Origin of the sequence: Thermodesulfobacterium commune DSM 2178, from assembly GCF_000734015.1 — a bacterium.
GTDB classification, from domain to species: domain Bacteria; phylum Desulfobacterota; class Thermodesulfobacteria; order Thermodesulfobacteriales; family Thermodesulfobacteriaceae; genus Thermodesulfobacterium; species Thermodesulfobacterium commune.
This window is the reverse complement of record NZ_CP008796.1, coordinates 1554452-1568169: the sequence shown is the minus strand read 5'-3', so window position 1 is coordinate 1568169 and position 13718 is coordinate 1554452. Positions and strand designations below refer to the sequence as shown.

The 13718-nt window shown below is 35.6% G+C and carries 11 protein-coding genes and 1 tRNA gene; 4 read left to right on the top strand and 8 right to left on the bottom strand.

All coding sequences use genetic code 11. The features are described from left to right. From HL41_RS07920 to HL41_RS09350, 3 genes are all read left to right on the top strand, one after another. Nucleotides 1-792, top strand: coding sequence for a universal stress protein (locus HL41_RS07920; RefSeq protein WP_038062389.1), 792 nt, complete (start codon nucleotides 1-3; stop codon nucleotides 790-792). Nucleotides 793-913: 121 nt separating this feature from the next. Further along, nucleotides 914-1005, top strand: a tRNA-Ser gene (locus HL41_RS07915). Between the two features lie 13 nt (nucleotides 1006-1018). Beyond that, nucleotides 1019-1990, top strand: a complete 972-nt coding sequence (locus tag HL41_RS09350) for a biotin--[acetyl-CoA-carboxylase] ligase (protein ID WP_038062427.1) — start codon at nucleotides 1019-1021, stop codon at nucleotides 1988-1990. 1 nt (nucleotide 1991) lies between these two features. On the opposite strand, the gene HL41_RS07905 is transcribed toward HL41_RS09350, so the two are convergent. From HL41_RS07905 to HL41_RS07880, 6 genes are read right to left on the bottom strand one after another with little or no spacing between them, the layout of a single operon-like run. Next, nucleotides 1992-2915 (bottom strand): universal stress protein, encoded by a 924-nt coding sequence (locus HL41_RS07905; protein ID WP_038062392.1) that lies wholly within the window; start codon nucleotides 2913-2915, stop codon nucleotides 1992-1994. Between the two features lie 17 nt (nucleotides 2916-2932). After that, nucleotides 2933-4663: an ArsB/NhaD family transporter gene (locus HL41_RS07900; protein WP_038062395.1), complete on the bottom strand. Its 1731-nt coding sequence runs from the start codon at nucleotides 4661-4663 to the stop codon at nucleotides 2933-2935. 15 nt (nucleotides 4664-4678) lie between these two features. After that, nucleotides 4679-5389 carry a hypothetical protein gene (locus HL41_RS07895; protein WP_051754600.1) on the bottom strand — a complete coding sequence of 237 codons (711 nt, stop codon included), beginning with the start codon at nucleotides 5387-5389 and terminating at the stop codon, nucleotides 4679-4681. Nucleotides 5390-5414: 25 nt separating this feature from the next. Further along, a complete protein-coding gene (locus HL41_RS07890) occupies nucleotides 5415-6926 on the bottom strand; it encodes an SLC13 family permease (RefSeq protein WP_051754599.1) in 1512 nt (503 codons plus the stop codon). A 12-nt stretch (nucleotides 6927-6938) separates the two neighbouring features. Continuing rightward, complete coding sequence (locus tag HL41_RS07885) at nucleotides 6939-7460, bottom strand: CBS domain-containing protein (RefSeq protein ID WP_038062398.1); 522 nt, start codon at nucleotides 7458-7460, stop codon at nucleotides 6939-6941. 18 nt (nucleotides 7461-7478) lie between these two features. Further along, a complete protein-coding gene (locus tag HL41_RS07880) occupies nucleotides 7479-8216 on the bottom strand; it encodes a GntR family transcriptional regulator (protein ID WP_038062402.1) in 738 nt (245 codons plus the stop codon). 240 nt (nucleotides 8217-8456) lie between these two features. Between HL41_RS07880 and HL41_RS07875 the strand changes: the two genes are divergently transcribed. Beyond that, nucleotides 8457-11018 carry a PEP/pyruvate-binding domain-containing protein gene (locus HL41_RS07875; protein ID WP_038062405.1) on the top strand — a complete coding sequence of 854 codons (2562 nt, stop codon included), beginning with the start codon at nucleotides 8457-8459 and terminating at the stop codon, nucleotides 11016-11018. On the opposite strand, the gene HL41_RS07870 is transcribed toward HL41_RS07875, so the two are convergent. Together HL41_RS07870 and HL41_RS07865 are read right to left on the bottom strand one after the other, a co-directional pair. Next, complete coding sequence (locus HL41_RS07870; protein ID WP_038062408.1) at nucleotides 11015-11434, bottom strand: sigma-54-dependent transcriptional regulator; 420 nt, start codon at nucleotides 11432-11434, stop codon at nucleotides 11015-11017. The genes HL41_RS07875 and HL41_RS07870 overlap by 4 nt on opposite strands. Continuing rightward, nucleotides 11427-13682 (bottom strand): sensor histidine kinase, encoded by a 2256-nt coding sequence (locus tag HL41_RS07865; protein WP_038062410.1) that lies wholly within the window; start codon nucleotides 13680-13682, stop codon nucleotides 11427-11429. The genes HL41_RS07870 and HL41_RS07865 overlap by 8 nt, the downstream gene beginning before the upstream one ends. Nucleotides 13683-13718 lie beyond the last annotated feature (36 nt).

Here is a 13718-nt window from a genome sequence, read left to right as displayed (position 1 = left end):
ATGGAAAAAATACTCATCGCCACCGACGGCTCTCAAGCAGCTGAAAAGGCTGCAAAATTAGGGGTAAAGTGGGCTAAAATCTTTAACAGTAAACTGTATGGCTTAAGTGTAGCAGAGGTGATTCCTCTTGGTCCTGAATTGATGGAAGTTTACCCTAAACTGATAGAAATTTTAGAGAAAAAGGCCTATGAGGCAGTAGACTTTATCAAAAAAGAGGCAAGTCAAGAGGGATTAACTTGTGAAACCTTTGTTTTAAGCAGTTCAGACCCTTTAGAAATAATTTTGGATAAAGTACAAAGATTGGGAATTTCTATGTTAATGATGGGAAGAAAGCATACCTTAGGAAGAGTAAGTAGAAGTCTTATCGGTAAGTCTCCGTCACCGGTTACGGTGGTTCCGGCAGAGGCTTCTACTACCTCAGAAAAGATACTTTTAGCTACAGATGGGTCTGTTTATAGCCAAAAGGCTACCTCTTGGGCGATCGATTTTTGTAAAAAAGTAGGAAGCACTTTGTTTGTTATATCAGTAGCTAAAACAGACAACGATGTTGCTTTTGCTGAAGAATGTATAAATGCGGCAGAAGAAAAGGCTAAAAATCAGGGAATCAAGGTTGAAATCTCTTTAGTCAAAGGTGAGCCCTTTGAGAAGATTTTAGAATTTTCTTTTCAAAAAGAGACAGACCTTATTATAATGGGATATAAAGGGAAAACCGGTTTAGAAAAAATCTTAGTAGGAAGCGTAGCAGAAAGGGTGGTAGAAAACTCTAAAGCTCCTGTAGTGTTAATAAAATAACTCCGTAAATCCTTCTAAGGTCAAACTTTAGGGCAACCTATTCAAGGTTGCCCTTTTATTATTTCAAGCTTCGTTCAAGGTTGACTAAAAATAAAAAACGTTTAAAGTTTATTTATAAAAAGGAGGAGTGCCCGAGTGGACGAAGGGGGCCGACTCGAAATCGGCTGAAGGGGTATTAAACCTCTTCCGGGGGTTCGAATCCCTCCTCCTCCGTTTTTTAACCGCTATGCGTAACTATAATGTTAAAAAACTTAAAATTTTAGAACTGTTAGCTCAAACTTCCTGTATCTCAGGGGAGGTTTTGGCACAAAGAATTGGAATTTCAAGGACTGCAGTCTGGAAATACATTCAAGCTTTGAAAGACGAAGGATACCCTATCGTTACCACCAAAAAAGGGTATAGCCTCTCTACTACCTCAGACTTAATCTTGCCTGAAAACATCGAAAAAGCCTTAGAAACACATAAGATAAATCTTATAAACAAGGTTTACTATTTTAGGTCTGTGTCTTCGACGATGGAAGTAGCTAAAAAACTTGCCGAACAAGAAAAAAATTTTTTAGTCATAGCTGAAAAACAAACCGCAGGACGAGGAAGACTGGGAAGGCCTTGGATTTCAAACGAAGGTGGGATATGGATGAGCCTACTGATTCGCCCCTCCATTTCTTTAAGAGAAAGTTTTATTCTTACCTATCTTGCAAGTCTCTGCGTATGCAAAGCCCTTAGACAGATAACCAGCCTTTCTTTCTATCTAAAGTGGCCAAATGATATAGTCTTTTTAACAAACGACGAAATAAAAAAGGTAGCAGGTATTTTGCTTGAACTAAAAGCAGAAGTAGATAAGATTGATTACGCTATCATAGGCATAGGAATAAACGTAAACAATCAGATAAACTCTTTTGAACCTACGGGAATTTCTTTAAAAGAACTTACCAACAGGCTTTGGAACAGAACAGATATAATCATAGAAATCATGAAAAATTTTTATCACTATTTTCAGGTTAAACCAGAAGAAATATTAAACGAATGGAAACAACTCTGCTTAACCCTGGGGAAAAAGGTTAAAATCATAAGACCTCAAGGAGAATTAATCGGAAAAGCCCTTGATATAGCAGAAGATGGCGCCCTTTGGTTAGAAGCTGAAAACCAAAGGGCGGTTAAAATCTATTCAGGAGACTGTATCCACTTAAGAGTGGCTTAGCCTATAGGTTTATTATCGCAATCGTAGGTTCTAAACATTTGTTTATTACTGCTGAGCTTACCCCACCTAAAACAAGGTCTTTAAGAGCTGAACGTCCTTTTCTTCCCATGATTATTAGGTTATAAACCACTTGATTTATTTCTTTAACCACCTCGTCTTTAGGGAACCCAACAGAGATTTTTGTCTCGACCAACTCCTCCTTAATTCCTTGTTCTAAGAATCTTTTTTTAGCTTTATCAAGAATTTCTTTGGCTTCCTCTTCTGGGTCTATACCTGATTGTATTCTTTCAAGGTAAAGAGAAAGATTGATAACCCTTAACAGGGTTACCTTCCTTATATCCTTGATGTACTTGGTGATACACACTGCATGCTCTACTGCCTTCATGGAATACTCGGAACCATCGACAGGAACTAAAATGTCAAGAATAGGGCCTTCTTTTTCTCCCACAAGATAAATGTTTCGATTGGTCAACCCATGTAAAACTTTGTTGGATACACTTCCAAGAAAATAGCTTTTTATTTCCGAGATACCTCTTCTTGCAAGGATTACAGTCTGAAAATTTTCCCTTTCTGCAAATTCAATTATCTTATTTCCCGGGTCTCCTTCATCAACCTTCTTTTCTATCAACCCGGTGATACCAGCGTTTTTAAGCACGTTTTCATACTCAGATAAAAAGGGCATTATGTTTTCTTCCACGTGTCTCTTTTTAATTTTCGTTATAATTTCTGAATTTTTTATAAGTTCTGCCCTAAAATCAAGGTTTTTCATGTGCTCACTTAAATATCCACCTGTCATCACATAAAAAAGGGTTATGTTTTCAAACTGAAAGTTTCTAAGAAAGTTTCCTGCAAACTTAACGGCTCTCAAAGAATTTTCACTTTTATCAACAGGTAGTAAAACCTTCTTGAGACTGCAATTTACCATAGTTTTCCTCCTACATTTTAATAAAAAAGCAACAACCAGATATTACTAATTATGATGGTTATTAACATATAAACAAAAGCATATTTCATAAAGCCAAAAAAGCTTATTTTATAACCTGCAGATTCTGCAATTCCTATGGTTACTACGTTGGCAGAAGCACCTATCATAGTCCCATTTCCTCCTAAACAGGCTCCTAAAGCTAAAGCCCACCAGAGAACGTTACTTTCAGCACCAGGTATCACCTTTGTAAGATAGGCAACTATAGGTAACATCGTCGCTGTAAAAGGTATGTTATCCACAAAAGCGCTCATTATAGCAGAGACCCACAAAATAAGACATATGGCCACTGTAAGATTTCCTGCTGAAAGATTATGCACCCAGTCTGCGATAATCGCAAGTAATCCTACCTCTTCTACAGCCCCGACTATTATAAAAAGAAAGATAAAAAATAAGAGAGTTGTCCATTCTATGTCTTTTTCGATCAACTCAAGCATTTTTACTTTTTTAGTAAGCACTGCATAGGTAAAAAGAATCCCTGCACCAAACAAAGCCGGAATACTTACCTCCATATGCCAGTATCCATGTGTTGCAAAAAATCCAACTACTATTAACATCACGATAAGTCCATAGGTAAGAAGGGTTTTGTCTGTAATCTTGTATTCTTCCTTTAAATAGCTCAAGAAAGCATCGACATCATCAACTTTTCCTTTTTTGTATTCCTTTGAATAGAAAAATTTGTTGTATATGATAAGCGCTATCATGCATATTAGTACCACCGGTGTTAATGCATAGACAAACTGCATAAATGTAAGCCCTGTGTATGAACCGATCATGATGTTTGGAGGGTCACCTATGAGAGTGGCTGTTCCACCTACATTTGAGGCCATTATACCTGGTATTAAAAGAGAAAGAGGATTAATTTTTAGTGCTATAGATATTTCGATTAAAACCGGTGTATAAAGGAGCATAGTCGTCACATTGTCAAGAAAAGCAGAAGTTATGGCTATGAAAAAGAAAGAAATTATGCTAAGAACCATTACATTGCCACGGGCAAGTTTATATGACATATAGGCGCACCACTGGAAAACCCCTGTATGTTTAAGAACTCCAATGATTACCATCATACCCATAAGAAGAAATATCACGTTCATGTCTATGGCTTCTATGGCCCTTTCAAAAGAAATGATGTGAAAATCAGAATTGATCGTACCCAGGGTATAGGTAAGGATAAGGATGGTGGCAGCCCCAAGCATGGCTGCAACCGTTCTGTGAAGCAACTCAAAAGATATAAGCGCATAAGTTACGACAAAAACTATGGTGGCAATCCAGAAAGCAGGCCCTATATACCGCTCAAGTATGATATTTTTGTTGACATAAAACTCATTGCCTTTTACGGCAAAATCTTCCTTTTTAATCTCAACTACAGTTTTTTTAAACGAAGTTTTGGCAATCTCAAGTTGAATCTTTCCGGTTTCAATTAAGCCCTTTGGCAGTTGAAAGTCAAGCTGAAAGGTCCCATGAGAAGAACTAATAACTTTATCCACCTTACCATGTTCTTTTAGTATCTTATAAGGTTTTCCATCAACTAACAGTTTTATCTCTGCCTCTTTAACCGGCTCTTTATGATTATCAAAAATTATGCCTGAAATATGAATCTTATCCATGTTTTGCTGAGAATTATCCTCGGCAAAAACCAAAAAAGGTAAAATTAAAATAAAAAGGGCAAACAAAAAGAAAGTTTTCTTCATGGAAACCCCCTAAATCTAAATTTTTATTTCTTTCTTTTCACCGTTAACCACTACGTAAGATTCATCAGGAATGATGTAGTTTTCCTCTGGTCCATGCACCTGAATTCCTGAAATAACGGCATAATCAGCCTTTTTAGTATCCACAACCTTTTCTATTATATGCTCAAGATCTTCTACGATTACCTTAAGGGTTTTTTTGGTAAGAGTAAGAAGGTCTGGGATCTCTCCGTATTTCAATTCTCTAAGCAATCTTCTTTTTAAAAGACTTTCTTCGATATCCTCTTCATCAAGTCTTATACTTATCTTTCCTGACTTAAGTTCATTAAGAAAAAGACACAAAGCCCCACAAGCATGAGATTTTTCAAGCCCTTTCCTTTTGCATACTCCCATGTTTTCGTTTTCATCAATTGCGATGTGAGAAAAGGCATAAAAAACATATCGTTCTTTACCATCTACCTGCGGAGCATGGCTTATAAAAGCTTTCATCCCAGTCTTACCGGCTGTGAAAAGCCCAGCAAGACTGGAAAAATTAAAGGCTTCCCCCCACATTCTTTTTATGTGACTTCTTACTGTCTGGGAGATCTCGTCTCTACATACACAAACAGAGGCTATGGAATTTCCATCGTTAAAACCAAAATCTTTTAAGATATCATATGATCTTTTTATGAAATCATACTCTCTATAAAACTTTCCAAAAATTTTCTCTAAAATTGGCTGAATAACCATATCCTACCTCCTTAATTTTATTTTTTTATTTTAGTAATATTGGCATTCCCAAGAATGGCCAAATTACAACAACAAAAAATGCAAGGACCAAAATAAGAACTATGCTCATTACAATACCGTGTTTAAAAAATTCTCCTGGAGTAAACTGTCCTGACTGATAGGCAATCGCATTAGGAGCTGCTCCAATCAATAGCAAGAATGGCATACCAGCTGTTACCAAAGAACTATAAAGTATAACATCAGGAGCCACACCAAGATACTGAGCGATAACCAAAGATACGGGTAAAGATATAGCTATTGCAGCAACGTTCATGATAAAATTAGTCATTAACAACACAAAAACAGATACACCCAAAACAAAAATAATCCAAGGTGCACTTTTGAAAAGTGCAAGCCAATTAACAGCAATCCACTGAGCTGCACCTGTTTTCCACAAACAAAAACCAATACTCATAGCTCCACTGAAGAGAAGGATTATATTCCATGGGACTTCTTCAAGTTCTTTCACAGTAAGAATTCCCAGGAGGAAAAACAGCAAGGTAGAGCAAAGCATAATAGCTGCACGATCTAAGGGTTGTAATGCAGGGACAAAAGATTGAGCTGACATAACCAAAACAACTGCAATTACTATAATAATAACCAATTTCTCTTGGATAGTCATAGGCCCAAGTTCTTTCATCATGTGTTTTACCTTTTCTTTTAATCCCTTAATAACGGATTTTTCTGGCTTAAGCACGATAATAAAATAAAGCCAGATAAGGAAAACCATCAGCCAACCAATCAAAAACATATACTTAGTTAGTTCAAAAAATCCTATATCTCTTCCTGTAAACTCTTTAAACATACCTGCAGCTGCAGGTCCTCTTGCTGCTCCTAAAAAGGTAACAATACTTCCCGCTCCAGCAGCATAAGCCATCCCTATGAACAAGGCTTTTCCAAATTTCGTTGGTTTTTCAGATTCCCCATATAAAGAATTTATTGCCAGTAAAATCGGAAAAACTGTTGCAGCAGCTGCGGTGTGTGCCATAAAATGGGTTAACGCTGCTGTGACTACAAGAGCTCCTAAAAGGATCATGCTTGTTCTTTCACCTACTATTTCTAGCATTTTGTAAGCAATTCTTTTAGTAAGTCCTGTTTTGGTGAAGGCAATCCCGACAACCACAGAACCAAAGATAAACATAACAGAAGGATCCATAAAATCACGAAAAGCATCTTTGGCAGAACGAATGGCAAATAGAGCCTGGAAAACTCCTATTGCGATGCTTGTAACCCCTATAGGAACAACCTCAAAAACCCACCAAATACCTGCCATAAGGAATAATCCTATAGCCCCCTTTGCTTGTTGAGATAAGGGGAAATGTTTTCCTAATGGATCCACTGCATCTGGCCATGGAGGTGAAAAATAAACAGCAAAAAAACAGGCTAAACCAAGAAAAATAAAAAAAATTCTTTTCCAATTAATCTTTCTTTTTTCCTTGGCAACATAAATCTCCTTTGGTGGTTCAGGCAACCCCTCTGGTCTTTTTTCCTTAGCCATTTCCTTCCCCTCCTATCCTTTGATTATCTCTTCACATATGGCGTCAAAAACTTCAGCTATTCTTACAATACCAACAAACTTCTTTTTGTCTTCAATAACTGGCAAAACTGGCAAATCATGATGGATCATCAAATAAGCAGCTTTAGTAACCGGGTCTAATGGTTCTACAAAATATTTAGCAGGAACCATAATCTCACTTATCTGCCTTTGAGCCAATTTTTTAGACTCTTTTGTAAACAAACTATCCCATACTATAGCAAGTCCGATTTGTTCTTCTTCTGGAACCTGCGCCTTTTGAGGAGGCTTAAGAAATGAAGGTTCAATTCCTTTTAAGATGTCTTTAATAGTAACCGTTCCCAAAAGATTATACTTTTCGTCAAAAACAAGAATTGTAATCGGATCCGTGTGTTTTTGGGTTTGGATAAAAGAGGCTTTAACAACTTTTATAGCCTGTTCGACGGTAAACCAGTAGGGAATATGAGGATACTCGAATATTCCCAACATCACATCTTTAACTAATTTCCCTGATGACATAACCCACCCCCTAACTTTTTATGTTTGTCTTCTTAATAGCAAAAACAATTTGGTACTATCCTTTTTTTTGTAAAAATGGGTTAAGAGCACCACTGTATCTCCGGAAAAAACCTTTTGCTTCATCAAAACTACAGGACTACCTTCAGCAGTTTGAAGCAGATCAGCCAGCTCTTTATTTAAATAAAAAACCTCAAAAAAAGTATATACTTTTGTAATTTTTATACTATATTTTTTTTCAAAAAGGTCGATAATCGATTGATTTTCGATATCCTCCTCAAGAAGTTGTGGACATATGCTAAAAGGTACAAAAGATTCTTGAAGAATAGAAGGTCCTTGTTCGCTTTCCCAGAGAACTTTAACATATATCACATGCTTATTCTCAGGAATCTCAAGTTCTTCGTGCAAGCCATCAATTGGCATAACAACAGTTTTGGCAATAACTTTTTTACTTAAGATGCTTTCATCTTCAACCCAAAGAGTTTTGAGAAACGTCGACATGGTCAAGCCTTCTAAAACCAGATTTTTTCTTACGAATGTACCCTTACCTTGTTTCCTTATCAAATACCCATGCCTTACAAGCTCTAAGACAGCATTTCTTACCGTTACCCTACTTACATTAAACATTTTACAAAGTTGTTCCTCAGTAGGAATCTTAGACCCAGGTTTCCACTCTCCACCTTCGATCTTTCTCTTTAAAATTTCAAATATTTGCAAATAAAGCTTTTCATGCTCCTCTCTACTAATCAACTCAACCATAAACCTTCTCTTTCCTTTTATTCAATTTGTTATAATAATATAACAAAACAAAGTTATAACATTACAATGTTTAAATTATATATAAAAATATGTTTTTGTCAATAGGGTGAAGGACAAATTTTTTAATTTTTTAAATATATTTAAAAATTAAAAGATTGAGCACTAAAATACTAAGGTATATTGTAAAAATTCAAATATTGTTTATTTTGTTTAGTGTAGAATTTAAAATTCGGAGGTATCATGAAAAAAATATTAGATTGGTTTGGGCTTTCCAATTCTAAGAAAGAGGAAGAAAAAGCAAGATTGAAAAAAATTTTATATGAAAAGTATGTTTTTTTTCAAAAAGTCCTTGAAGAAAACAATCGAGCCCTAACCATCATGGCGGACATGGAGGAAAAACTCTCTGGAGAATATCTTTTCGACATGCATTATATCCAACATAGCGTAAAAGAAATCTTAGACTCAGTAAATGAAATAATTAAAAATTTAAAAGCCCTTTCTGAAAGGAAGTTTACAACATTAGAAAACGTTTTTCACGAAATCAAACAAAAAATAGAAAAAATTTTAACTTCAAAAATCGAAATCCCAGAAACTGAGTTTACCCTTCCCCTTGAAGCTATCGATAAAGATTCATTGTTGGTTGCAGGTGGTAAAATAACTCATCTTGCAGAACTTAAGAATATCCTTAACATATCTACTCCTGAAGGATTTGTTATTACTTCTTATGCCTTTTTGAAATTTATAGAAAAAACGCAACTTAAAGAAAAAATTTTTGAGATCCTTCAAAACATTGAGATTAACAAAATAGAGAGCCTAAACAAAGGAAGTCAACAAATTCAAGAATTGATCATAAATTCAAACATACCTGAAGAAATTTTTAACTCTATACAATCCTCTTATGAACATCTATGTAAAAAACTCAACCGCAGATGTATGGTTTCCGTAAGAAGCAGTGCAATTTTTGAAGATTCTGAATTTAGTTTTGCAGGACAATATTCCTCTTTTTTAAACGTCTCTGGAGAAAGTATTCCTTACTATTATAAAAAAGTTATCGCAAGTCTTTTTAATCCAAGAGCTATTTTTTACTATAAAACCAAAGGATTTTCAGAAACAGATATGGTTATGGCAGTTGGAGTCCTTTCTATGGTAAACGCTCGATCTGGTGGGGTAATATATACACGCAATCCTAACAATCCGGAGGCTGATAGCATAATAATAACCGCAGTAAGAGGATTAGGGAAATTAGTGGTTGATGGTAGTGTAACTCCTGAAACCTACATCGTAAACAGAAAAGGAAGCATCCTTGAAAAACTTCCAGGAAAACAGCCTAAAATGCTTATTTGTAAAGAAACAGGTGGGATAGAAGAAATACCTCTACCTTCTAGCATTTCTTCAACTTCTTTAAACGAGGAAGAGATATTTGAGTTGTTAAAAATAGCGATAAAAATCGAAGAATATTATGGAAGCCCTCAGGATATCGAATGGGCTATCGATGAGGAAGGAAATATTTTTATACTCCAAACACGCCAGCTAAGAACCTTAGAGAAAAAAGAAGAAACCAAAGTATACCTACCTACCAGAATAAAAGGGGCCAAAGTTCTTGTTGAAAAAGGATTGATTGCTTGTAAAGGTGTTGGATATGGAAAAGCCTTTGTTTTGAATTCAGAAGAGGAATTAAACCAATTTCCTGAAGGATATATCCTGGTTGCAAAACACACAAATCCTAAGTATGTAGTGGTTATGAATAAAGCTGCTGCTATAGTAACCGATGTTGGAAGTCCTACTGGACATATGGCCTCTCTTTCAAGGGAATACAAAGTTCCTACGCTATTAAACACAGAAATAGCCACAAAGGTAATTAAACACGGCCAAGAAAACACAGTAGATGCTATAAATGGTGTAATTTACGAAGGGAAAGTTCAAGAACTTATTGAGGCTTATGGTAAAACTAAAAAAGATCCTTTTCAAGAAACTTTAACATTTAAAACCCTTGAGAGAGTTCTTAAACTGATTGTCCCGCTCTATTTAGTCGACCCTACGAGCGAAGATTTTAAAGCCGAAAACTGTAAAACCCTCCATGATATAACCAGGTTCTGTCATGAAATGGTTATGCATGAAATGTTTACCCTTTGGGATAGATATCAAGACAGCGACATACATGCTGTTCCTCTTTTAGCAGATATACCGGTAGGAATTTTAGTACTTGATATAGGAGAAGGATTAAAAGAAGGAATTAAAAAAGCTACACCAGAAGATATTCTTTCTATTCCCTTCAAGGCTATTCTTAAGGGAATGCGATCTATGAAATGGCCTGAACCTCCTCCTGTGGATGCTAAGGGCTTTCTTGGGATGATAGCTCATACAGCAACCATCCCAGAAGAGGAGCTTCAAGAAACCGGGAAAAAAAGTTTTTGTGTGGTAACCCAAAACTACATGAATTTTAGTATTCGGCTTGGATACCATTTTTCCATGATCGAGGCCTATGTTAGTGAAAACATAAACGATAACTATGTGAAATTTTTCTTTAAAGGAGGAGGAGCGGCCCTTGATAGAAGGTTGCGAAGGGTAAAATTGATAACCGAAATCCTAAAAGATTTGAGATTTAGGGTAAATGTAAAAGAAGATGTAATAGATGCCGTGTTGTTTAAATATGATAGTCCTACAATTGAAAAAACTCTTGAAATCTTAGGCAAATTAACTGCTTTTACTAAACAACTTGATATGGTACTTTTTAACGATGCCATAACCCAGATGTACTTGGAGGAGTTTAGAACAAAATATATAAAAGAACTAATAGATTAGGTTTGGGATTTTAGTTTTTCTTTTAGCATCTTATTTTCTCTTTGGACTTTTTGCCATTTTAAGGCTTTCTCAATGGTAAACAAGATTTGCTCTTTTTTAAACGGTTTTGTTATAAAATCAAATGCCCCTATTTTAAGTGCTTCTGTAGCAGCATCGATCGTTCCATATGCGGTGATTATGATTACCGGAATATCTTCATCTTTCTTTTTTACTTCTTCAAGAAGTTGTAGACCATCAAGTCCTGGCATTTTAAGGTCGGTGATGACAACGTCAAACTCCCCTGTTCTTACCAGTTCAACCGCTTCCACTGGATTGTTGGTTACAGTAATTTCATAAGGTGTTTTTTCTTTTAAAATCATGGATAAAAGCTTAAGCATATCTGGTTCATCATCAACGATTAAAATCTTCTCAGGCATTCTTTGTCCCCCTTGTTTGATCTTTTGCCACCGGTAACTTTACTATAAAAGTTGTGCCCGTTTGTTCAGACTCTTCTTTTGTTTTTGTTACAAAGGTAATTATTCCATTATATTTTTTCACTATATTATACGACACCCATAACCCAAGTCCAGTCCCCTTTCCCACTTCTTTTGTGGTAAAAAAGGGGTCAAAAATCCTATGCCTATATTCTTTAGGAATCCCACAACCAGTATCAGAGATGCTAATTTCAACCCACTCTCCGTCATCTTTAGTAGAAACTGTAAGTATTCCCCCACCTTTCATCACATATATAGCATTATTGATGATGTTAAACAAAACCTGCTGTATTTCACCAGGATCTACCTTTACAAACGATATATTTTCCTGTAAAAATTTTCTAACCTCAATGTTATTTATAACAAACATGTTTTTCATAATCTCAAGCACTGTGTCTACACATTCATTAATATTAACCAGTTGTTCTTGATGTTCTTTATGTCTAACAAAACCTAACAAGTTTTCTACGATTCTTTTAGTATCTGTTGCGTGTTTTTCTATAATTTTTAAAATTTCGTATTCTTGAGATCCCTGCGGTACTTTTTCAAGTAAAATATCTGTAAATCCGAGAATTATGGCAATAGGATTGTTGATTTCATGAGCTACACCTGCAGCCAGAGTCCCTAAGGCTGCCAACTTTTCTGTATAATAACTTTGCTCTTCCAGCTTTCGGCGTTCGGTAATGTTTCGTGAAATACCTAACACAGAATATATATTACCTTTTTCGTCTTTTAAACCTCTCAAGTTGGTGTTAAACCAGAAATCTTTATCATCTACCACTATTTTATGAATAACCTGTTGGCTTTCTCCTGTTTCAAATATTTTTTTAATACTCGCCATCAAGATTTCTCCGTCTGGGACAAAAACCTCTACTATACTTTTCCCAATTATCTCTAATTCAGGACGGTTTAAAAAATTTTTGCCAAAGGTATTTATCGATAAGATTTCTCCTTTTAAATTTGCGGTAAATATTATATCCTCTGCGTTTTCTATCAAAGACCTATATCTTTCTTCTGATTTTCTTAACTCAGCGGTTTTTTTAGCCACCTCTTTTTCAAGAATGTTTGACCAGGTAACAAGAATAAAATTTATAAAAAGCCCCACCGATAAGATGATAACGATAACTATTCCTTGTAGAATCAGTTGTTGAAAATGAATGGTTTTTATAGCTCCTTCTACTTCACTTATAGGAGCCACCACCGCGATAGACCAGATTAAAGGTTCCGGTTTTTCTTTTAATCTTATCGGAGCGTACGCAATAAGCTTCTTTATTTCCCCTTCAACCCCTCTATGCCACCCTGAAATATACCAGCTTTTTCCTTCTTCCCCTTTAAGCATTTTTTCTCTCTGGATTTCGTTAATTCTTGTAAAAGCTATGGTTGGTTTTTTGCCTTTTCGGGCCTCAAAGGCATTTTGACCTATAAAAGACTTTTCTTCATGATAAAGAAAAATGCCTTTGTTAGAGATTACCCATGCATATCCTGTTTTTCCTGATCTTATGTTAAAGGCAACCTTACCTACCAAATAAGTCACGTCTACAGTAAAAACCAAAGCCCCTGAGAACAAATTGGTTGCCACAGGGTGAGATTCATCTATCGATACCTGCCATACCGGTGTTACCATTTTCATGATAAGCTTTGGAGGGTTTTCTTCGGGAGTATTGGGACATCTTACTATTTCACTAAATAATATTTCTCCTTTATTTGAAGGAAGGGCTGCCCATTTTAAAAATTTTTTGTCTTCGCTATCACATTTTTCTATAACATAGTTTGGGTTCTCCATAACTTTATAAATTTTACCAGTCTTAGCCTCGATAAACTTTATCTCTTTAACCCCCTCATACTTTACACTTAAAAAAGTTATGTTCATTCTGTTCAATAAAGCAGGTTTTTCAGAATACTGAATCGCAGGGGAAAGACTAAAAAGGGTGAGTTCTCTTTCTAATAGTTCTATAGAATTCTCTATTTGACTCGCAGCATGCTTGGCAAGCATGAGTTGCTGCTGGTTAAAATCCTCTATCACAATCTCTCTAATCTTCCTGGTAGAAAACCATCCAAACATTAACGCTATGGTAAGAAGAAAAAGCATCACAAAACTAATGGTTATTTGAAAGTATTTCAGATTAAAAGTAAATGGATGATATTTTTCTATTAGAGCTATTATTTTACTTACGATTGTTTTAGAAAACATAATGTCGGTCTTTTTTAGTATTCAAGTTTAGAATTA